The sequence below is a fragment of the Castellaniella sp. UC4447_H14 genome (genome assembly GCF_052978285.1).
In genome coordinates, this window is record NZ_CM129666.1 from 1388310 (window position 1) to 1408088 (window position 19779).

The 19779-nt window shown below is 62.0% G+C and carries 32 protein-coding genes; 12 read left to right on the plus strand and 20 right to left on the minus strand.

Features of this window, described 5'->3' with window-relative positions; translation table 11 throughout:
- Positions 1 to 12 precede the first annotated feature (12 nt).
- From ACVCMJ_RS06720 to ACVCMJ_RS06805, 18 genes are all read right to left on the minus strand, one after another.
- Entirely contained in the window at positions 13 to 309 is a 297-nt protein-coding gene (locus tag ACVCMJ_RS06720) for a phage tail assembly protein (protein ID WP_447080662.1), read from the minus strand.
- The gene (locus tag ACVCMJ_RS06725; protein ID WP_447080663.1) at positions 306 to 659 is read right to left on the minus strand and encodes a phage tail tube protein; all 354 of its coding nucleotides are present in this window, start codon (positions 657 to 659) and stop codon (positions 306 to 308) included. Before ACVCMJ_RS06725 ends, ACVCMJ_RS06720 begins: the two co-directional genes overlap by 4 nt.
- Positions 660 to 721: 62 nt before the next feature.
- Positions 722 to 2218: a phage tail sheath subtilisin-like domain-containing protein gene (locus ACVCMJ_RS06730; RefSeq protein WP_447080664.1), complete on the minus strand. Its 1497-nt coding sequence runs from the start codon at positions 2216 to 2218 to the stop codon at positions 722 to 724.
- Positions 2219 to 2220: 2 nt separating this feature from the next.
- Positions 2221 to 2406 (minus strand): DUF2635 domain-containing protein, encoded by a 186-nt coding sequence (locus ACVCMJ_RS06735; protein ID WP_447080665.1) that lies wholly within the window; start codon positions 2404 to 2406, stop codon positions 2221 to 2223.
- Positions 2403 to 3014, minus strand: coding sequence for a phage tail terminator protein (locus tag ACVCMJ_RS06740; RefSeq protein WP_447080666.1), 612 nt, complete (start codon positions 3012 to 3014; stop codon positions 2403 to 2405). Before ACVCMJ_RS06740 ends, ACVCMJ_RS06735 begins: the two co-directional genes overlap by 4 nt.
- Entirely contained in the window at positions 3011 to 3439 is a 429-nt protein-coding gene (locus ACVCMJ_RS06745; RefSeq protein WP_447080667.1) for an HK97 gp10 family phage protein, read from the minus strand. The genes ACVCMJ_RS06740 and ACVCMJ_RS06745 overlap by 4 nt, the downstream gene beginning before the upstream one ends.
- Complete coding sequence (locus ACVCMJ_RS06750) at positions 3436 to 3798, minus strand: phage head closure protein (RefSeq protein WP_447080668.1); 363 nt, start codon at positions 3796 to 3798, stop codon at positions 3436 to 3438. The genes ACVCMJ_RS06745 and ACVCMJ_RS06750 overlap by 4 nt, the downstream gene beginning before the upstream one ends.
- A complete protein-coding gene (locus tag ACVCMJ_RS06755; RefSeq protein ID WP_447080669.1) occupies positions 3798 to 4223 on the minus strand; it encodes a head-tail connector protein in 426 nt (141 codons plus the stop codon). The genes ACVCMJ_RS06750 and ACVCMJ_RS06755 overlap by 1 nt, the downstream gene beginning before the upstream one ends.
- Positions 4223 to 4558, minus strand: a complete 336-nt coding sequence (locus tag ACVCMJ_RS06760; RefSeq protein WP_447080670.1) for a hypothetical protein — start codon at positions 4556 to 4558, stop codon at positions 4223 to 4225. The genes ACVCMJ_RS06755 and ACVCMJ_RS06760 overlap by 1 nt, the downstream gene beginning before the upstream one ends.
- A gap of 44 nt (positions 4559 to 4602) precedes the next feature.
- Entirely contained in the window at positions 4603 to 5814 is a 1212-nt protein-coding gene (locus ACVCMJ_RS06765) for a phage major capsid protein (RefSeq protein ID WP_447080671.1), read from the minus strand.
- A gap of 64 nt (positions 5815 to 5878) precedes the next feature.
- The gene (locus ACVCMJ_RS06770; RefSeq protein ID WP_447080672.1) at positions 5879 to 6610 is read right to left on the minus strand and encodes a head maturation protease, ClpP-related; all 732 of its coding nucleotides are present in this window, start codon (positions 6608 to 6610) and stop codon (positions 5879 to 5881) included.
- Positions 6597 to 7940: a phage portal protein gene (locus ACVCMJ_RS06775; RefSeq protein ID WP_447080673.1), complete on the minus strand. Its 1344-nt coding sequence runs from the start codon at positions 7938 to 7940 to the stop codon at positions 6597 to 6599. Before ACVCMJ_RS06775 ends, ACVCMJ_RS06770 begins: the two co-directional genes overlap by 14 nt.
- Positions 7940 to 9622: a terminase large subunit gene (locus ACVCMJ_RS06780; RefSeq protein ID WP_447080674.1), complete on the minus strand. Its 1683-nt coding sequence runs from the start codon at positions 9620 to 9622 to the stop codon at positions 7940 to 7942. The genes ACVCMJ_RS06775 and ACVCMJ_RS06780 overlap by 1 nt, the downstream gene beginning before the upstream one ends.
- Entirely contained in the window at positions 9619 to 10128 is a 510-nt protein-coding gene (locus ACVCMJ_RS06785; RefSeq protein WP_447080675.1) for a P27 family phage terminase small subunit, read from the minus strand. Before ACVCMJ_RS06785 ends, ACVCMJ_RS06780 begins: the two co-directional genes overlap by 4 nt.
- 163 nt (positions 10129 to 10291) lie before the next feature.
- Complete coding sequence (locus ACVCMJ_RS06790; protein WP_447080676.1) at positions 10292 to 10492, minus strand: HNH endonuclease; 201 nt, start codon at positions 10490 to 10492, stop codon at positions 10292 to 10294.
- A gap of 403 nt (positions 10493 to 10895) precedes the next feature.
- Positions 10896 to 11114 (minus strand): hypothetical protein, encoded by a 219-nt coding sequence (locus ACVCMJ_RS06795; protein ID WP_447080677.1) that lies wholly within the window; start codon positions 11112 to 11114, stop codon positions 10896 to 10898.
- 543 nt (positions 11115 to 11657) lie between these two features.
- Positions 11658 to 12191: a hypothetical protein gene (locus tag ACVCMJ_RS06800; protein ID WP_447080678.1), complete on the minus strand. Its 534-nt coding sequence runs from the start codon at positions 12189 to 12191 to the stop codon at positions 11658 to 11660.
- Between the two features lie 425 nt (positions 12192 to 12616).
- On the minus strand, positions 12617 to 13081 hold the full coding sequence (locus ACVCMJ_RS06805; protein ID WP_447080679.1) for a phage regulatory CII family protein: 465 nt from the start codon (positions 13079 to 13081) through the stop codon (positions 12617 to 12619).
- A gap of 304 nt (positions 13082 to 13385) precedes the next feature.
- Here ACVCMJ_RS06805 and ACVCMJ_RS06810 point away from each other — a divergent pair, with 304 nt between their 5' ends.
- Positions 13386 to 13610, plus strand: a complete 225-nt coding sequence (locus ACVCMJ_RS06810) for a hypothetical protein (RefSeq protein ID WP_447080680.1) — start codon at positions 13386 to 13388, stop codon at positions 13608 to 13610.
- A 36-nt stretch (positions 13611 to 13646) separates the two neighbouring features.
- Here the strand turns inward: ACVCMJ_RS06810 and ACVCMJ_RS06815 are convergent, their stop codons facing one another.
- Positions 13647 to 13892: a Cro/CI family transcriptional regulator gene (locus ACVCMJ_RS06815; RefSeq protein WP_447080681.1), complete on the minus strand. Its 246-nt coding sequence runs from the start codon at positions 13890 to 13892 to the stop codon at positions 13647 to 13649.
- Between the two features lie 83 nt (positions 13893 to 13975).
- On the opposite strand from ACVCMJ_RS06815, the gene ACVCMJ_RS06820 reads away from it, so the two are divergent.
- The 3 genes from ACVCMJ_RS06820 (at position 13976) to ACVCMJ_RS06830 (ending at position 16270) form a co-directional block, all read left to right on the plus strand.
- A complete protein-coding gene (locus ACVCMJ_RS06820; protein WP_447080682.1) occupies positions 13976 to 14392 on the plus strand; it encodes a hypothetical protein in 417 nt (138 codons plus the stop codon).
- Positions 14393 to 14513: 121 nt separating this feature from the next.
- Positions 14514 to 14960, plus strand: coding sequence for a PH domain-containing protein (locus ACVCMJ_RS06825; protein WP_447080683.1), 447 nt, complete (start codon positions 14514 to 14516; stop codon positions 14958 to 14960).
- Between the two features lie 554 nt (positions 14961 to 15514).
- Positions 15515 to 16270, plus strand: a complete 756-nt coding sequence (locus ACVCMJ_RS06830) for a hypothetical protein (protein ID WP_447080684.1) — start codon at positions 15515 to 15517, stop codon at positions 16268 to 16270.
- 120 nt (positions 16271 to 16390) lie between these two features.
- On the opposite strand, the gene ACVCMJ_RS06835 is transcribed toward ACVCMJ_RS06830, so the two are convergent.
- Positions 16391 to 16654, minus strand: a complete 264-nt coding sequence (locus ACVCMJ_RS06835) for an Arc family DNA-binding protein (protein WP_447080685.1) — start codon at positions 16652 to 16654, stop codon at positions 16391 to 16393.
- Between the two features lie 272 nt (positions 16655 to 16926).
- Here ACVCMJ_RS06835 and ACVCMJ_RS06840 point away from each other — a divergent pair, with 272 nt between their 5' ends.
- From ACVCMJ_RS06840 to ACVCMJ_RS06875, 8 genes are all read left to right on the plus strand, one after another.
- Complete coding sequence (locus tag ACVCMJ_RS06840) at positions 16927 to 17151, plus strand: hypothetical protein (protein WP_447080686.1); 225 nt, start codon at positions 16927 to 16929, stop codon at positions 17149 to 17151.
- 66 nt (positions 17152 to 17217) lie between these two features.
- Entirely contained in the window at positions 17218 to 17475 is a 258-nt protein-coding gene (locus ACVCMJ_RS06845; protein ID WP_447080687.1) for a hypothetical protein, read from the plus strand.
- Between the two features lie 113 nt (positions 17476 to 17588).
- Positions 17589 to 17849 (plus strand): hypothetical protein, encoded by a 261-nt coding sequence (locus ACVCMJ_RS06850; protein WP_447080688.1) that lies wholly within the window; start codon positions 17589 to 17591, stop codon positions 17847 to 17849.
- Positions 17850 to 17854: 5 nt separating this feature from the next.
- The gene (locus tag ACVCMJ_RS06855; RefSeq protein WP_447080689.1) at positions 17855 to 18046 is read left to right on the plus strand and encodes a hypothetical protein; all 192 of its coding nucleotides are present in this window, start codon (positions 17855 to 17857) and stop codon (positions 18044 to 18046) included.
- On the plus strand, positions 18043 to 18396 hold the full coding sequence (locus ACVCMJ_RS06860) for a DUF3310 domain-containing protein (RefSeq protein WP_447080690.1): 354 nt from the start codon (positions 18043 to 18045) through the stop codon (positions 18394 to 18396). The genes ACVCMJ_RS06855 and ACVCMJ_RS06860 overlap by 4 nt, the downstream gene beginning before the upstream one ends.
- 7 nt (positions 18397 to 18403) lie before the next feature.
- On the plus strand, positions 18404 to 18763 hold the full coding sequence (locus ACVCMJ_RS06865) for a DUF1566 domain-containing protein (RefSeq protein ID WP_447080691.1): 360 nt from the start codon (positions 18404 to 18406) through the stop codon (positions 18761 to 18763).
- Positions 18764 to 18800: 37 nt separating this feature from the next.
- Positions 18801 to 19259: a DUF1566 domain-containing protein gene (locus ACVCMJ_RS06870; RefSeq protein ID WP_447080692.1), complete on the plus strand. Its 459-nt coding sequence runs from the start codon at positions 18801 to 18803 to the stop codon at positions 19257 to 19259.
- An 18-nt stretch (positions 19260 to 19277) separates the two neighbouring features.
- Positions 19278 to 19652, plus strand: coding sequence for a four helix bundle protein (locus ACVCMJ_RS06875; RefSeq protein WP_447080693.1), 375 nt, complete (start codon positions 19278 to 19280; stop codon positions 19650 to 19652).
- Positions 19653 to 19779 lie beyond the last annotated feature (127 nt).

A 19779-nucleotide genomic window follows, 5' to 3' on the forward strand; every position in this document is an offset into this window, starting at 1 on the left:
CGACGAGCTCAGCTACGCCTTTGAGACCGCCTGCCCCTGTGCCAAAAAATCCTGCGCCACCTCCCAGGCCATGGCGTGGAAGTCCGCCAGCGGAATCTGGTCGACCGCTGAAAGCGGAATGCCGGCCAGGCGCGAAATGTACTTGGCGCACACGGCGAGCGCGAGTTGCACGGCGCCGTCCTCGCCCACTACGGCATACGGCAGCGATCCAATCGCGCGAGCATCGGCGGTCGTCGCTTCGCGCAAGGTGATCTCGGTAACCTCTTCGCCGTAGGCCTTGATCGGCGTGGCAAGCTTGTACGCACTCATTGCCACATCCCCTTGTTGCCGTTGAATTCAAGCGACACTTTGCCATCGTCGCCCGAACTCGCGGGTTCCCCGACCTGGTACGCGCCCGAGAGCACGTAGACCTTGCCATTGGCAAACTCCGCCTGCACGGTCATGTCGGTCCCCTTGGCGATCACATCCAGCGGAAAGTCCGGCGTGTGCAACGCATCGACCTTGATATAGGGCGTGCGGTCCTTTTCCGAGTAGTAGCCCGGGGCGCCATCGATCGTCTCGCGCGTCACATCCATCGTCGGGCACTCGACGCCGCCCGTAATCACAAGCTGTTGGCCGTCCACCTTGACGTAGACGGTCCCTGCGGTTTTCTGGCCCATGGCCTGCTCCAAAGATAAAGGCCCGCAACTCAGGCGGGCCTATCGGTTGATGACAAGGCGCCCTAAGCCGCCAGCTCCGCCGGATACTGCAGGCGGAATTCATTGCGCAGCGCCACGATGCGCAGCTGGTTCACGTAGTCGGGCGGGAAGAGCACGTTCACGCGGTTTGCATTGGTCGCATCGCGCTCCACGATCAGGTACTTCGCGAAAAGTGCCGCGTTCTCCACCAGCCCCACGGTTTCCATGCGCGCGTACTCGGCAATGAGCTCGCCCCGGATCGTCTTTGGTGTGACGATTGCCTGGCCAGGCCCAAAGCGCGTCCCGTCGTCAGCGAGCTTATGGCGCGCGAACTTGCTCGTAATGATGGATTCCAGACGGCGAAGGATCGCCGCCGACTGATGCATCGTCTCGGAATCGAGGTAGCTGTCGTCGGGCAGTCCGAAATCGTTCTTCTGATAGAGGGTGACGGCCCGCTGAATGCGCACCGATCCGCCCTCGTAGTAGGTGGTGGCCACGCCCGCCCACAGAAGCGAGTTGTTTTCCGTGAGCCCAAAGCGCTTGCCTTCGGGTGCCGGCATGGCCGCGCCCATGGCGCCCGTCTGCGTGGGACGCGCGGGATCGGCGGAAATGAAGACCGCCTGACGCGCGGCAAAGGAGGCCACCCACTTCCAGACAGTGGTGGGAACCTCAGGCTCGGCCGCCGCCACGGTGCCGTGCGGGTCGTTCGTGGCCCCTCGCCCAAAGGCGACCAAGTCCCCCAACGTCCCGCGCTTTGCGCCATAGACGTGGCCATAGATTTTCTTGGACCACGCCCACCGGCCCGAGGTGTCATCCATGAGGCTCTTGAGGCTAGCCAGAGCACCGGAGTCGGAAAACGGATGCACGATGAACTCGAACGGCGCATCGCCCAGCGCCGCCAGCGCCGTATCCAGATCCGGCACGCCCGTGCCGCCCGCCATCTGGGTGACGGCAGCCGTGATGCCGGCGGGCAAAGTCTCGCCACCGGCGGCGCCGCGCAAATTCACGGCGATGCGCAAGTCATTGCCGATCACGCCCGAGAACCGGGTCGTGAGGGTCACTTCGCCTGCATTCGCGCTCGCGCTCACGCAAAGTCCAGCGGCTCCCACGGCGGCGGCCAGTGCCGCGGCCACGTCAGCGGCCGCATCACCCTGCGCTACCGACACCGCGACCTTTGCATCGCCCACGTACACGTTCAGTGCGCCGCCTGCCGACGCGGTACCGGCCAGGGTCACCTTGCCGGAAGCCTTTGCGCCCGCTGCGATCTTCACTGGAAGCACCCAGGTCTCGCCCATCACGTCGATTGCGCGGTGGGCCTTGTGCATTTCATGCAGCACGGATCCCGTGCCGGCGAGCACTGCGACCTCATCAGAGGATGCCGGCAGCACAATCCCGGAGGCCACCGTCACATCATCGTTTGCGACCCCAATCAGCAGCCGGCGCAGCTGCGTGGCGCCGCTGTTGGCCTGGGAATTGTCCATCTCCGCATAAAAGAGCGGGACCCGGATGTCAGCCGGGATCTGATTCATGCTCACAGCCATCGTCAGGCCTCCTTCTTTTTATCCACGACCCGGCCGGGTGCGGATTTGATCACCACGTCGCCTGCCACCAGGCGCCGCATCCAGTACTGATTTTTCTCAACCTCGCGGCCGTCGGCGGCGAGCAGCCCGCCACGGTCCAGGTCCGGTACCGATCGGCCGTCGACCGGCACCACATGCATACGCGTCATGATTGCGTGTCCTCTTGAAGGTTGAATTCAATCCGACCATCAGGGCCGGGCTTTTTGAGGTTCGGGTCGGCGATGGGATCGATCACATCCACATCCACATCAAGCCCCTCCAGGGCCGGCAGCCCGGCGAGTTCGTATTCCTGCCAGGTCTCCGGAGTGGCGCCATCAGGCAGACCGTTCGGGTAGCCGACCGTGAATTCGGCTGAAAAGGTCATGGCGTAATACGTGGCCGAGCGGTCCATGTGCGAGACCTCGCCCGACACGTATTCGATCGGCTCGTACCCCGCACCTGGCCGCCAGCCAATAAGCGCCCGCCAAAGCTCCGCACGCAAGTCATGCAGCACGTCGGCTGTCGTATCGCCGCGCTTTGGGTCGGCACTGGCCACCACGAGCACCACCACAAAGCGATCCGCCACCGACTGAATCGACACGTTTTGCGAGTAGGCCGCAACAGGCTGGGCCTCATCATCGCTTGGCATGACGACAGCCGCGGGTACCGCAAGCCGCACCTGACCGCGATCGGGCTCGAACTCGAGCGCCACAGCCACACGCCCGTCGAACGTCGGGCAATACTGCCGCAGGTGCGCCACCACATCGGAGAGCTTCACGACAGTGCCTCCAGCAGACCTGTCTGCAGAGTGCTGCGCACCTCGCTTGTCGAGGCGGCGAGCGCATCGCCAATCCAGTTCTGGTGACGGCGCACGCCGCGCGACGTGCCCGAAAACAGGAACGCGGGGTAGAAGGCCTGGTTGCGAGGGTCCCTTCGCCAGGTGCTGGCCGGCGCCGGCATCACGTGTGCGACCTTCGCGTACATGCCGCCCGAGCCCACACGCACCTTCAGTGACTTGCGCATGCGACCCGTGCGCTTGGCAGGGTATCCGCTGCCAGAGCCCGAGATGTTGCGCCGCGCGCGCTTCGCGACCACGTTGCCGGCCTGACGAAAGGCCCGGCGCATCTTGCGCTTGTTAAACAGCACACGGGGAATGTTATCGAACCCCTCGACGGTGAGCTTTGCGTCGATCCCTGTCGTCATAGCGCCGCATCCTCGCCAAGCTCTTCGACTTCCATCACCAGGAATCGACGCTTGCCTTGAAGATCCGCGCAGCGCCGCACCTGGTAGACGCGACTTCGGTAGACCACCTCGTGATGGTCCGTGATGCCATCCATGTATCGGATGATGCAACGGTGCGTGACGCGCTCATCGGTCTGAACGGAGGCGGCCCAAACGGCGGTCCCCACCGGCTTCAGGCTTGCCCAGCGCGTAAAGACAACCGGATACTGCGTATCGACGCCCGCGATCCCGGTCGGCGAATCCTCGCGCAGCCGGATCTGCACGCGCTTATCAAGGTCTCCGGCCCCAGGCAGCGGAAAATCGACGGAACGATCAGGCATTACATGTCCATCCTGCGATAGGCCCAGATAAGGCGTTCGAATGCGGGGTTTTGCACCATGTCCTGAGACACAGCCGCCTCGGGACTTCGCAGCGCGTCACCCACCAGAAGCACAATCGCGGCGCGAAGCGCGACTGGAGTCCGCGTAGGGCTCGTTGTGAGAAGCACCGGGTATACATCGACTCCGCTGGTGACCGTTGCCGGCAATAGAGGCAGCGGTGCGCGCCGATCGCCCACCGGCGTCCACTCATAGTCGGCAGCGACCAGTGCCCAGCCGGTCTGGCGCTCCACCACTTCACGAGCTGAGGCAATGAGGGTCGGCAGCTGCGCATCGAAAATGTCATCGTCGATGCGCAGCAACTCTTTCGCCTGGGCAACCGTGACGGGTTCCGCATCTGGCAGAACATCGCTGATGCAGCGCAACATCAGGCACCCCGAATGGCCGCGATCGCGTTCGGATGGGTATCGACGTAGCCGCCAACCTCAGCCGCGCGCGCCTCGTCACGCGTGAGCGTGATGATGTCGTCATGCCGGCCGTAGATGCAATCCATCCGCACCGCGCATTCGATGCGGTCAACGGGATCGCTCTCTCCTTTCGGGGCCTGACCTGTCGTTTGATCGGTCACCGCGACAGCGGGGTCCACAATGCCGGGCAATACCTGGGCAGACTGATCGACTGCAAGGTTGGCCTGCGCCTGTTCAGGGACCTGGGCGGTGTCGGCCGGGTCTGCGATAACCGTGTCTTTCGTTTTTGGTGCCATTGCACTCTCCTTAACGGAGGCGGCGAGCGCCGCCTCCAGTACTGTTACGACGCAGCGCCGTGCTTAAAGGTTTTCACTGCGCCACCCACGTCCACAAGGTTGCCGCCCGAACGCATCCAGGCGAGGAACCCGACCTGGCCCTTCTTGGTGTAGGCCGAATCGGTGAACCGAAAGAGCGTCACGGCCAGCACGTCGCGGATCTTGTAATAGCTGAAGTCGCCGAATGCGAGTGAGATCGCCGATACGGCCGGAGAAGCCATGTCTTGATTGATGGTGATCTGACGGTTGAGCAGCCGGTCCGGGGCGCCGCCGGGATTTCCCTGCTCGTAACCGGGCACGAAAATGGGACGGCCGTCGAGGTCTTTCACCTTGCGGATAAGGCGCAGCATGTCATCGTGCATCATCCAGGAGGCGTTACGCCGATATGCCGGATCCACGGAGTGCTCCACGTCGACCAGATCGTCATAGGTGATCTTCGCAGTTGCCGACACAGCGCCGGTGACCCCGACAGACGCTGCGGTGATAAGGCCGGTGGGCTGCCCCGTGCCGGAACCCGTGGTGAAGTGCGCATTGGTGATCCGCCCCAGGCGCACCTGAAGACGGTTACGCACGAACCCTTCGATGTCCGAGCTCGAATCCTGCAGCAACTCCCACGGAATGGTGACCACCTTCGAGCTGTACTTGTAGACCGGCAGGTTTTTCACGCCGAACGAGATATCAGCGTCCGTGGCCGCAGTATTCTCGCCCACGATTTCGCCCTTCTCGCTCGTACCGTCCGACGTCGGAAAGTTCATCGCTTCGCCCGTGGTGGTGCGAATGACTTCAGCGACGGCGCGCATGCCGCCATAGGCCTTCAGCGCATCCAGGATCGTGGAGGCCACCGTGGTGGGCACCGTATAGCCGCCCTCGGAATCCGTCGTGGTGGACATGGTGTTACGCACTGCCCGCCATTCGTCGGGCGTGAGAGCGTTATCGCCGCCCCGGCACCACCGGTCAAACAGCACGACGGCCTGGTCCTTCTTCGCGGCGGGTGCGGCGCCGCGAACTGCATCGCGCGCGTTTTCCTCAGCGGTCAGGTCGAGGAGCTTCTGATGACGTTCGATCGACGCGTCGATGCGTTCGATCTCCGCTGTGTTTTCGTCATACTTCTTCTGGTGGTCAGAGTTCCAGCTTGCGCCCGGGTTCTGGTCCAGGAGATTGCGGGTTTCTTTCGCCAGCGTATTACGACGCTCCCGCTCTGCTTGCAGATTGAACATGGTGTGATTTCCTTGCAATAAAAAGCCGCCCGAAGGCGGCGGAACAACTGCGGGCGGGAGCCGCTTACGCAGGGGCGCGCTCAAGCAGCGAGAATCGCCGCTCCAGCTCGTTTCGGTGAGCCGCGAGGTCTACCGCAGCTTTGGGCCGCGCGTTCTCAATCAGACCTTTTGGGGGATTCTTGTAGGCCGCAAGGTTCCAGGCGTTCTGGGTCCGCTCCTCGACGACATCCACCGAGCGGTCAGCGAAACCTTGCGCAACCGCCTCATCGGCGCTCATCCACGTTTCCGCTTCGAGCATGGAGTCGATCTCGGCGGCGCTCTTCCCCGTGCGCCTGGCGTAGTCGTTTACCAAGGCCGTATCGATTTGCTGCAGCAGATCAGCTGCTTTGCCATGATCTCGCTTGTTGCCGATAGTGACGGTCCACCCCTCGTGGATCATCATCTGGGAGCCTTGCGACATCTCCACTTCGTCACAAGCCATGCAAAGGCCCGATGCCGCGGAGGCCGCCAGACCGTCCACATGTCCGACCACGCGGGCCTTGTGCTGCGCGATGGCGGTCATCATGGCGCGGCCAGCGAACACATCGCCGCCCGGGGAGTTGATCCGCAGGTGGATGGTCTCCACGTCGAGGCCGGCCATCGTCTGCGCAAACTGCACTTCGTCGATATCACCCCACCACCCACCGATGACACCGTGCAGGTAAATCGTCGCCTCGCTGTTGCTCGATTCGCAGCGCATCGGCTTGGAGCCGGCGGCGTTATCGCGCGCCAGCTGGAGCAGTTTAGGGATTTTCATTGCCATCATCCTTTTGGTCTTTCGGGTTCGTGCCCGGATCAAGCCCGGGGTCGGTTGTGTCTGGTGTGGCCCCCGCTGGTCCTGGCTTGAAGATCGCGTTACCGTCCGCGATCGGCGCGAGATTCTTCAGACGCCGCACCTCGTTCACGGTCATCCAGCCTTGAGCGCCTGGCCCGCCCAGCGCGCGTCCGAAATACACGGACTGTGCTTTGCTATCGCCCGTCAGAAACCCTTCGAGGTTGAATTCCACGAAACGGTCTTCGCCGGGGCGCGTGAAGAGCTTGCGGTTCAGCTCATCTTCGATGCGCTTCAAGTGCGGGCCCAGCGTGTTGCGCACGAACCCGATGTACATCTGCTCGATGCCCGAGCCCCAGCTCGTGGCCTTCGTCGTCTCGCCGATCATGTGCGGCGGCACTCCAAAGGCGCGAGCGATGTCGATTACTTGCCACTGGCGGGATTCCAGCAACTGCTGATCGACCGCCGACACGCTGAGTTCCTTGATCGACAGGCCTTCGGTGAGAATAAGCGGTATGCGACGGTTGCCCTGAATGCCACCGTACTTCGCGACCCATGCGTCACGAAAATCCGCCTGCTGGTCGGCCCCCATCTTGTTGGGCGTCGTGATTGCGACCTCGGGCTTTCCGCCCTCGGCGAATGACTTTCCAGCCTGCTCGTCACCTTGCAGCGCAATACCGATGCCGTTGCGTGCGCCCCACTGAATGACGGACATCGACTGCAGGCCATTAAAGCCAAAGCCGGGCAGGTGCAGCACATCGGCCTGGTCGACCGTGAACGACCCGTTGTCCGCCTGGAACGTGTACAGCAACCGTCCCGGTTCGCGCGGATCTCGCCCCAGCAACCGCTCGATGTTGACACGATCGCGCGCCCAGGGAACGATTTCAGCGACATCCGCCGCGTTTTTGCCTGGCCCGCGACGAATGAGCGCGATACCATCGCCGCGCAGAAGCATCTGAGCGACCAGGTACTCCCACCCCGCGGTTGCCGACCAGCCATCACAGAACGCGCGGTTCAGAAGGCGCCAGCGATCGTCCGCGACGCGCTCACGCTCGGCGTCAACCCGAGCATAGACGGGCAGCGGCAGTTGGGCGATGGCGCCGGCGAGCAGGCTCACGCACGCGTAGACCGCCGACACCCGCATGGCCGTGACGGTATTCACGACAGCGCCGGACGCCGTGCGGGGGTCGCCGAAGATCTCGAACATCTTCACGGCATCGGAGGACACCACGGTCTCCCCGTCGGCCAGGTTGATAACCGGGTCGCGCCTGGCCTGCCTGGCGGACTCGTGCGAGCGTGTCAGAAAGCCAAACATCAGTCGATCACCACAAAGCCCTGAGAGATAACGCCCGTGTCCGGGTCCTCATTCATCGCGCGGCCCATCGCCATGATGAGCGCCACTACCGCGTCAATCTTGTTTTCCGGCTTTTCCTTGGTCGGGTGCCGCAGGCCCGAGAACTTCGATTCGCGCATGACCACGTTACTCACCATCCATGCGACGGCCGGATTCGCATCGTGGTGAAGGTTCCCAGTGAGCACGAGGTTCTCGATCGAGACGATCGGCAGCGTGAACCGGCTCGACGTCTGAGGGACCTCCACCATGAGCAACCCGTCATCTTCAGCCAGGCGCGCTGCAAAATAGGCAGCGAACTTCGGGTCATATAGGACCTCGCGCACCTCGTGGCGATCGCGCAGCGCAATGAGCTCGGCTCGAATATGCAGAAAATCAGTAGCGTTGCCGGCCGACACATCCAGGTGCCCCGAATGCGCCCAGGTGTAGAAGTGGCGGTTCTCCGGTGCATTGACCTGATCCTCATTGTGATAGAGCCGAAAGAATGCGTAGTAATCGTTCTCGCGGCGGAACACCACCGAGACGGCGGCAATGTCCTTTTTCTCGGCAAGGTCCAGGGCCACCCAGCAGGGCTCGCCCGCAAAGTCCTCAATACGCAGTTCAGCGTCACCGCAGGCCTTCCAGTCGTCCACCGCGATCCACTTGGACCCACCGCGCAGCCAGATATTCAGCCGCTTGGTCTGAAAGTTCGGCAGTTCGCTCAGCAGCCGCTGCGCGCGCTGTGCAGACGTCTGCAAACCCTCCAGGTAGACTGATACCCCCAGGTTCGGATTGGCCTTCTCCCACTCCAGCGGATCTGTCCAGCGTTCCGGATGATCGACGGTGTAGATGACCGCAAGGATCGAATCGTCCTCAAGCACGCCCTCCAGAACCTTTTCCGCGTACTCGTGCTGACTGTAGCCAAAGCCGCTCAAGTTCTCGCCGGCCGTGGTGATCTCCCAGATCATCGGCTGCCGACGCGCGCCGAGACCCGTTTTGATCACGTCGTACAGCTCGCGTGTCGGATGCGCATGGACCTCATCAAGCAGCGCCGCGTGCGGGTTCAGTCCGTCCAGCGTCTTGCTGTCGCGGCCCAGCGGTCGAAAGACATCGGCGCGCCCGGGGATCGGAATGTACAGTTCGTTCACCCGCTCGCCGACATGCCGGCGCAGCAGCGGCGAGGACTGAACCATGCGCACCGCTTCGCCGAACAGGATCTTCGCCTGGTCCATCTTCGTGGCTGCGGCGTAGACCTCGGCACCGCCCTCGCCATCGAACAGAAACAGGTAGATGCCGACACCGGCCAGCAGCGTGGTCTTGCCATTCTTGCGGGGGACCTCCAGCCACACCTCCCGAAAGCGCCGCGTGCCATCGTTGCGCATCCAGCCAAAGGCCACCGCCACCCAGAACTGCTGCCACGGCGAGAGCTCGAACTGCTGGCCAGCCCACTCGCCCTTCGAATGGCGCAGGAACAGGAACGATTCGAGCGCATGCTGCGCGAGCGCCTCTGAAAACCACAAGCCGCGCGCCGGCCCCGTCTCCAAGTCGCGATAGTGGCGCTCGACGGCAAGCCGCGTCCAACGCGACACGGGAACGTCGCCGGCGAGAACCGCGCGACCGTAGACATCCCAATCGAACGACTGGACCACTTCGCGCACCGCACTCACTGGACCGCTCGCATGACGTGAGGCTTGCCGGCCTGATGCTTTGCGACCGGGTCCTCAAAGAGGGTCCCCTGCGTCGGGGCCTGGCGCTCTTCCACGGCTTTCGCAAAGGACGGGATCGTGAGCGCCGCCTCGGGCAGCCACTGCAGCAGTTCCTTCTTCAGGGTCCGCGACACGTAAAACAACTGGTGCGGTTGGGCGTAGCCGTTTGGCGTCTCCACCATATAGCCGTCGTTCTCAGCGATCAGCGCGGAGAGCGCCTCTTCGGCCTCTACCCAGCGCACAAACGTACGACAGATGACAGTGAGCAGCAACGCATCCGTGCGATGCACCAGACCGTATTCCAGAAGCGCCTGGCCGATGTAGTTCCAGACCTTTTTCTCTTTCGAGGAGAGCTTCGCTGGAGGCGCGGGGACCTCGGCCGGAACTGCTTGTGCCGGCGCGCCAGGCACACCTTTCCCGCTCTCGCCCACCTGAATCGACGAGAGCATCTGAAGATGACCTGACATCACTGCACTGGGAGGGCAAATTCAACCCCCCCCCTATTCGAAAATTTAACCTGCGCAAAAGAAGGCGGGGCGACCGGTACGCAAGCCAGGATTCCCCAGACTTTCGACCCCCCCTACCGTCGTTTTCTCGCAACAACACGCAAAACGTTGCTGATCCGCAACGCTAGCGGCCCCGCGCGGCCACCCAGGGCCGTCCACGACCCCGAGCTGCCTCGCCTTGCGTCTTCACGCGGTGGCAGGCATCGCAGATGGTCTGCAGGTTCGATGGATCGTCAGTACCACCGGCCGACTTGGGGATGCGATGGTCCACTGTGCGGCCTGGGCTCACGCGTCCTGCCGCCTGGCAGACCTGGCACAGATACATGTCGCGTTCGAGGATCCGTATGCGGAGCCTGTCCCAGTCCGATCCGTACCCGCGCTCGTGTCGGGTTCCTCGACGCTCGTCACTGAACTTGCCCTCAACTGGTTTGTGCTTGTCGCACCAGCCCGAGCCGTCATACACCAGCGCCGGGCAGGCCGAATGAGCGCAAGGCTTGGGAGACTGCCGGGACACTCAGAGGCGGCCGGTGGCCTTCAAGGCAACGAGCGTTGCCGCAACACCAAACACGAAGGCCACTAGGCCCGTCGATATGAGGTAACTCATGACCAATTCTCCAATGAAAAAGGCCCGGTGATTGTGGTCACCAGGCCTTGGCCGATCGCGTTGTAGTCGCGACTTCCTGCGGAATATGCCAGATACTACGCGTTCCGGTATACCTCGCGTAATTCTAAATGTTACTGTGCTGGGCACCAGCCAGCCATTCGGCGATGCGCTGGTCAGCCTGGCACAGTCGCCGGTGGAGCGTACCCCGCACCACGCCCAGTCGTCGCGCCACTTCGTCCAGCGTGCCCGAGCGCGCACCATGCCACGCACCCACCGCCCGGCGCAGCTCCATCGGCAGCGCTTGGACCGCTTGGTTGGTCCGCGAACACTCGATGTTATCCACCGGAATCTCGCACCCGTACGATCGGTCCCCATCGTGCACCCGCCGACCGGCCGCCAGGTCGACCATATACGCCAGCCACGAGGCCGAGCCGCCGCCGCCCGATGCGGACCTGTCACACCAGATCGCCCAGCGGTCCAACCGCGCTTGAATCTCTGGAATGCGCCGCGGCCCGTTCATGGTCGCTCCGCCGAGACCTGGCCGAAAATGGGTTGCCGCATGCCTATGTCCTCCAGAATCTGTGAATAACGTTCGCCAAAGGCCCCCCCTACCCCCCAGCGCCAAAAGACGTCGGAGAACAGAGAGAACCGACCGTTCGCCCGGCACTGCCGGATCCACACTTCACGCGTACCGCGCCCCCCGGGCCTGTGGATGCGGCCAGCCCGCCGGATTGTTCGGGGAGTTGCACCCCTAGTCGCAGCTCACGGCTGAGACGGTACCGGTACCGGAATATCAAGAGCTCCCGGGTGCGCTCTGTGTTTCTTGCCCTGTCAGCCCATGCAGGCTCAGTTGCGTGTCAATGCGCGGGGCCCACGCCAGGCGCCTCTACACGCGCACGCCCCAGTCCGCCAGAATCCGAGCACGCTGTGCATCGTCGAGGCTTGCAGCCGCGTACACGCGCGCCTTGAATGCCGGTGCCACCTCATCAACGCCTTGTTCCAATCCCAGGGCCCTGCCCTTATCGACAATCCCCGACCAAGTGCATGGCCACGGCCTTTCAATGTCAGGTTCGTGCTGCCGCATACCTGGTCGCGCGGACGCCTGGCGAGGCGCGAATACCTCACCCAGCTCATCCTCCCAACGCTCACCGTTGAGCCAGGTCGCGGGGTGCGGAATGTGATTGCGCGCCCTGCCCTCACGCCGCCAGCGCGCAACGTGCGCCGGTAGTGCCGCCAGGGCCGCAGCCTTGTTGGCGGTCGTCAGCTTGTCCCAGGCCCGCCTGGCGTCCTTCTTGGCCTCGCGTTTGGGCCACGCAGCCCAGAAGTCCTCGAACGATGGCCCGACTGCGCGGGCGCGCTCGATCGCCTGCTGCGCGGCATCCTGAGCTGACGCCGTCAGCTCATCGAATAGCGTGTGCATAAATCACCTTTTTTAGGCAAAAAGAAACCCGCGCGGTGCCAGAAGGCACAGCGACAGATCACACGAATGAAGAGACCCCGTCAGCCGATCAAGGCGGCCGGTGGCGATCGACCGCAATGCGTGCGGTCAGGGACTGGGAAGTTCGGGGCGGCTCGGTCATGTCGAGCGCCACAGTTGAGATATCGATGTTGTGAGGCCAGGCCGCATCGGCAACGCATAGCGCGCGACCGGACGCCGGGCCCAGGACACGCTCGCCGATTCCGTGACGATCACGCGCCCAGACGCCACCAGGCGCTCCATCGTCCACCAGAGCGCGCGAATATGGATCTGCTCAGCAAGCGCGAGCTCACGCATGGTGGTCGGCCCATCTTGAGCGAGCCTGGCCAGCACAGCAGCCGATATGTCGCCCAGCGGCCTGGCCATTGTCAGCGCCCTTTGGGTGACAACAGCGCCGCGCATACAGCCCGCAGGCGGTTGACGGCGGCCTGGTGCTCGCCCAGCTCACGATCGATGCGTCGCAGCTCGTTCGTCGTGACCACCCGATCCGTAACCGCGGCACTCACGGCGGACAGGTACTCGCCGAACTCTTTCGTCGCCTGCGCAATCGCCAGCTCCAGCGACACGGCGGACTTGTCGTTATCCTGCTGCGTGCAGACATGGCCGAGGTCCTGAGCGAGCCCGACGAGCATCCGGTAGTCACCAGTAGCCTGCATGACGGTGCGGGCCTGCGGCACCGTGAGTTGATTGGCATCGTCCGTCAGACTGACTTTGTGCGCCAACACTGACCCGTTGATGCCTACGATGGGGCCCAGAGCGTGCGCCCCGCCGTTCCACTGGCTGATCGTCTGGAACGCGGCGACCTCGTATGCGTATGCGCCCAGGACACTCATGACGACACCACCTGGCACAGTTGCATGAAGCGCTCGGAGAATTCTGCGTTCCCGATGCCCCCTTCAATTTGTACGATCGCAATTCGCTCCATACCTTCGGCCCTGTTCTTGGGGTCGATGTGCCGGCTGGCCCAGCGAACGATGGTTGCTCGACTGCCGCTAGGCAGCCGGAGGCGGGAACCGGATCGAATAAAAGGGCTGGCTGTTGTCATTGGTACCTCGAAGTTGACATGGCGCCCAGGCGTGCGCCGGGCAATGATGGAGACATGCACCAGGACAAAATCGGCACACGCGGGAAACACGAATGGAAACGCGCCACGCCATCGGCGAGACTGCGGAAATGGATACGACACTGAAAGAACAGATCGCGAGGCTGCTTGCACAGGCCCGGGACATCACCCAGGAGACGCTGGGCAGCACACCGGCCACAGTGGTAGCTGAGGTTTTCCGTGCACTGCATCTTGATGCGGGCATGCCGCCCGAGACAGAGGATGGCGTCGATCATGATCCGCCACATGCAGTGCACTGAAACTGAGCCCAGCGGAGCAGAACGACGATGCATGGGTCAGGCATGGGAGACCTCATCGCGCGAAGGTGTAGGCCGCCGCAGCACCGACCAATCGACGTCGGCGCGCAAGTCTTCGCAACGAACACCGCCGTTTGTGGCCCGCTCGACGTCCATGCAGCGCAGCACCGGTATTGGTCGGCGACCCGAGATCCATTGGTGAACGGTCGGAGGCGTTACCTTTATGGCGCGTGCGAGGGCCGAGAGCCCGCCAAGCTGCTCACACGCATCGGAAATTCCCGACATGTATATTCCTGTTTATGTAAGGCTACGCCTAATGCTACAACATAGGAATTGCCTAATCAAGACGCGGCGTGGTTTATTAGGCAATGCTTAAAGGCAAAGAATTTGGGCAAGCCATAGATAAGGCCATCACCCTGAAGATCTCTTCAGGAGGCGCGCGCTCGAAAGCCGAAATTGCGCGCCACTTCGATGTGAGGCCGCCATCGCTCGTGGATTGGGTGAAAAAGGGTTCGATCGCGAAAGAACGGTTGCCTGCCCTCTGGGCATACTTTGCCGATGTAGTCGGCCCCCAACACTGGGGACTGACCGAGAACGAATGGCCGTCCGGGCTCTCCGCTCGGATGCGCAATGAGGATGCTCAGGCGGTACGAAATAGCGTGCACTGGTGGCCCTTCAGTAAATCTACGCCGGAGCGAGTCCATGCCCTCACCGCGCAGCAACGGCAAAAACTTGACGACATGATCGACGCCGTTCTGAAGGGCTTTGAGGCTGACAGAGATTGACGCGCTGAGCATTCTGAGGCGGCGACACGCTGAGAAACCCTGATTGAGAGCGCCGCCCTAGAGGATTACTTTACCGTGGAAGGTAACAAACCATTAACGACAGTGTAGGAATGTGAGAGAAATGAGCTACATCAACAAAAACCTGATGCCTGGTGAGCGGGTCACCTATTCGGCCAAAATCAGCGTCTGGAGCATGCTTCCGGAGATCATTGTGGGCGTGATCCTAAGCTTTGTCGTCGTCGGCTTGCTCATCTTACTGGCCCTCTTTGTGCGCTATATCTCAACCGAAATGGCTATCACGAACCAGAGGGTGATAGCAAAGAAGGGGTTCATCAGTCGGGACACCGTGGAGATCGATCTGAACCGAATCGAAAGCATCAGAGTGCAGCAGGGGCTACTTGGACGCATGTGCGACTTCGGGGCTATTGTGCTTGCCGGCGCCGGCAATCCCCAGGCACCGTTCAAGGGGATCTCTAAGCCGATGGAGTTCCGGCGAGCCTTCGATGCGGCTCGGAGAGGCGGCAGCAGCCAGGTTTCTCAGCACGAAGAAATGCTGGTGCAGTCGTAAGGCCAGGAACTTCTGACCCTCGCTTGCCGAGGGATCTCGGTTGTGGGGAAAGGGATATATACGATGACGCCTGCAGATTTGCGAAGCCATAAGAACGCTGCCAAGAGGCTTGCTGTGCGGCCGGTTTTCAAGGGACTAAAGCGCGGAAAACTGCCTAAGCCTTTCCATAGAATGGGAGGGTCCCGTCTCTATGCTACAGATCTCATCGACTTGTCCGAAACGCATTGCGTAGTATTCATGTACCGAGACGGCGAAATCCTCAGTGATTCCGCCTTTTTCGGCCACCTTATGTGCAACCTCCGCGGAGGATCCCTGTATCCGTTGTTCGAGTTCCATTGGCACCCAAGCCATAAGGGATTTCACGCGAAGATGCCATGCAGGACCGAGCTAGACTACACTGACAGGATGCTCCCCGGGGCCCCCGAGCTGCAAATCAGCACACGCCGGGACTTAGACCCTCGGACCGAAGATGGCCGAGACGCGTTGATCGATGAGTTTTGCAAGGCCTGTGGGATTTCTATAGCCGACCCGAACGACACAGTAACCATCCCGCTATGGAAGTGACAGCGAATCTCAAGCACGCCATATGTGCACTTTTCGAGGTACACCAGGACGAAGCTGGTGTGCAACGCATAGTCACGCCCCTGGAGTACAGCGGCAGTGGAGATCGGGTGGTGGTGCGGGTTCGCCCTATGAGTGGCGGGTATCAGGTCGATGAGAACGGCGAAGCATCGCTTTACGCCAGCATGGCAGAAGGCGACCCTACCGCAGAGAGCGTGTTGCGCTGGGCTCAGGACCTCGAGGGTCAGTCTCCCGTCCGCCTGAGTGAAGACGAAACGCTTATGGCTTTCGCGCACGACGAGCGTTTGATTGCCCCTTGCATATTTCGGGTTGCGGAGTCGGCCCAACAACTCTTTGCCCTCGCGACCTCTCGGCCCGCGCGGCGCGTGAGCGACTTCAAAGAACAGGTGACCAAAGCTGTGGAGTCTGCTGCTGCAGCCGCCGGGTTTACCTATGAATCCGATGTCTCACTGGGGATCTCTGGGGATTTCGTTGCCGATCACGTAATCTCATCCCCCGATGCACCTCTTATTATCATCGCTGCTAGCGGGATTCAGCGCCTCTTAGAAGCCGAGATCATCCACATGCAATACCGCGCCGAGAAGATTCCAGCCACAGTTATAGCAGCCGTCGAGAGCCAGAAGTCGGTGGGCACCAAACAATTCGAACGTGCCAACTACTACACCGGGAAGACCGTGGCTTTCAGCGCTTCCGATTTTGGATCTTTGATAAAGTCCTACCTTCACTAGAACCCAGATCGGCCTGGCAGGCCGCCGGAGCAGGTGGATCCAGGTGGTCCGCCCCACTGTAGGCGGCGCCGCCACCTATTTGCGCCCTACTTCTTCGCTTCGAGGGCTAGCCGGAGCGCGCTACCTCTTCATCACCACCAGCTCTCGCAACTTGGAGATTTCGCGGCGCAGGTCCTCGAACTCTTCCCGAATGTATTCCCGCAGCTCGCTGATTTCCGATTCGTCGGTCTTATCCAAAGACCGCACGACACGTTCCACTAACTCCGTATTGACAGATCGGCCGCGCTTGGTGGCTTCCTCCTTCAAGCGCTCACGCACGCCAGGCGGAAACCTGTAGGTCCCCTTGTCCGCCCATTTCGGGACGATCGCGGTCTCTCGTTTCATGGCAGCGAGAATACTATTGCAGTCGCGGAGAATGCTGGCACCGTGCCAGCAATGGCCTCTATTCGCCTGTTTGCTTACGGCGACCTGATGATGTAATGGCGTGACGTTCCGTCATGGTCGCCATGACCGGTGGGGTTTTCCCTCAGTGCGGCCGAAAACCCGCATCGGTATTACCGCTCGTGACCATGACGCCAATATCCATGCTGACGCACATGTTTTTACTGCGTTTACGTACAGTATTATGGGTGGAAAGATAGGTTCTGGAGCATCGCATGGAGTGCATCGAGATGGACGGGGACGTCGCACACAAACTGAGGCGGCAGGCGGAAATTCTGGAAAGCCGCCTTGAGCTGCTCCTGCTCAGTTGGGAAGAAATCGTGCGCGAGATGAGTGGCTCTCAATGCACGGACATCATTGAGAGCTTGCGCGACGCGGCGCTTCAGCATCGTCTGGATCTACAGAACGGCATAAGGCCCGGCCAAACGGAATTAAATTAGGCTACGCCTATTGACATGACATAAGGCTGTGCCTAATAATGTCTCCCAACAACACGGGAGACAGCAATGCAACCCATCAATCCTCGCTTTTTGCTTGCCCGGCGCCGCGCAGCCCGCTACGGCGTTGGCGTGGACGTACCTGCCTACGTACGCCGTCGCCTGGAGAGCGGCACGCGGATCGGCATCCCGCGCGAGTCCACAAAACCAATCCGGATTTTGCCGCCCGTTCAGTTGGCGGAGGAATTCCCCTTCCATCGCTGGGGGTGGCCGCTCACGCTCATCGGGCTCGCGGGCGTCGCTGGCCTTCTGCTCGCCGGGTACTGAAATGGAGCCGGACATCAATACCTGGGTGTACGACATCCTGATTGCAATCGCGCTGCTTGTGATCTTCGGCTGCGCAGCGCTGATCGCCGTGGCCTTCTTTCTCGGATGCTGACATGGTCGAAACAGCACCGGACCGTGTCGAGCTGGAACGCGCGCTGCGCGAAGCTGGCTGTCGTATCGATCTCGATACGGCGCTGGCAAGCCCGGCCCTCGCTCGCTGTCTGGAGCTGACCGTCGACGCCATGCGTCGCCAGGCCAACCCAACCCCCGCCCTGCCATCATCCGCCGCCCTGGCACCTTGGGCAGCACGCCTCCGGCGCCTGGTCGGGGATCTCGACCATCAGGCCCTGCGGGCCGGTACCAACAATCCATGAACGCCATGATCAATCGACGCACCGCCAAGCGCCAGGTCGCGGCGAGCCGCGCGCTGCTGCAGCTCATCCGCTCACACAACATCGATATCAGCAGTGCAGACGTCTGCACGCGGCTGGTCGACTCCGTCGAGCGTCTGCAGCGCAGCACGGACTCGCTCGCGCGCGAAACCTACCAACCCCAGGAAACCCAATCGTGACCACATCCGCGCCGCGTCCATCAAAGGCCGCCCTCAAATCGTCGCTGGAGCAGTTCATCGCCAGTGAGGATCTGGCAGGCGCCCTTCCCTCATCACAGAGCTACCAGGTCGGTGGCCATCACTACACCGACATGGGCATCCAGCCCTGGGACGCCATGCGGGCCTGGATGAGCCCCGAAGAATTCCAGGGCTACCTGCGCGGCAATGCCATCAAGTACATCGCCCGGTTTCGGGTCAAGGGTGGCATCGAGGATCTGCGCAAAGCGATGCATTACCTCGAAACGCTGGTCGCCGAACTGGAGCGTCCCAATCCCATGCCCACCCCACAGAATCCCAACCCACAGGAGTAACCCTGTCATGCAAGCACTGCAACTTCCCCCGCTCGCCGACGGCGAGACCTACATCGGCGCCATCGGCGACCAGCAGGGCAACCTGCACCACGTCATCCAGCTGGCCGCCGACAACGACGACGCGCCCTGGAAGGACCAAATGGCCTGGGCCAAGAGCCAGGGCGGCGACCTGCCGACCCGCGTCGAGCTGGGCCTGATCTGGGAGCACAACCGCGATCAGATGAAGAAGGACTTCTACTGGACCAATGAGGTCCACCACACGGAATCCAGCTACGCCTGGTGCCAGGACTTCCTCAACGGCTACCAGTACTTCAGCCGCAAGGTCAATCGGCTTCGCGCCGTGGCCGTCCGCAGATTGCCCATTTAGTCCTTCATCCATTTGACCCTTACGACTTGAGGCAACCATGACCACAGTCACTCTCGAATCCATCCAGGCCGAACAGGCGCGCGTGAACGGTCTGATCGACGCCTACGTGCGCCAGCAGGCTCCAACATCCTACGGCATTCCGCAAGCCACGATTGAGCTTGCCGCCGGCGAGCAATACGCCGGCATCGTCCTGGATGACGACGGCCAGCCGTCGCATCACCTGATCCTGCTCGCCGGCGACGAAGAGGATCTGAACCATGAAAACGCGCTGGCGTGGGCCAAGGGCGTAGGCGGGGATCTGCCCACGCGCCATGAGCAGTCGCTGCTGTTTGCCAACCTGCGCGGGTTTCAGCCGGCCGCGTACTGGTCAGCCGAAACGCACGCGAAGGAGTCCAGCTACGCCTGGTCCCAGAGCTTCAGCCACGGCAGCCAGACCTACTTCCGCAAGAACCTTCGGCTTCGCGCCGTGGCCGTCCGCAGATTGGTCATTGAGTAATTTAGCCATTTGATCAGCATGGCCATCCATACCCGACTGCCCATTTATAGGGCCGCCTACGAGCTGCTCGACGTAGTCACCGACCTGGTGCGCAACATGCGGCGTGACTTCAAGCGCTCAATCGGCGGCAAGATCGCCGACGAGTGTATCGAGATCACGATCCTGGTGTTTCGCGCCAACGTCGCGCAGGACAAAGGTCCGCACCTGGTCGCGCTCATCGAGCGCCTGCAGGTGATCGAACTGATGCTCAGGCTTGCCCAGGACAAGCGTCTGATCGCGCGCAGCGGCTACGCAGCCGCAATCGAGCTCACGACCAGCATCGGCAAGCAGGCCAATGGATGGCGTCGCGCCGCAGTTCGCCCGCTTCATGGAGGCCAAGGCCCTCATGACTGAGCGACATTTCAATCTGGTCGTGCCGCTGCCCCACAAGGGCACCGATATGCGCACCGCAGGAACCTCCGGCAGCACGCCGGCACGGCCTGGCGCAGTTTCCTGGCTGAAAGCTCGGCCAGGCGACGTG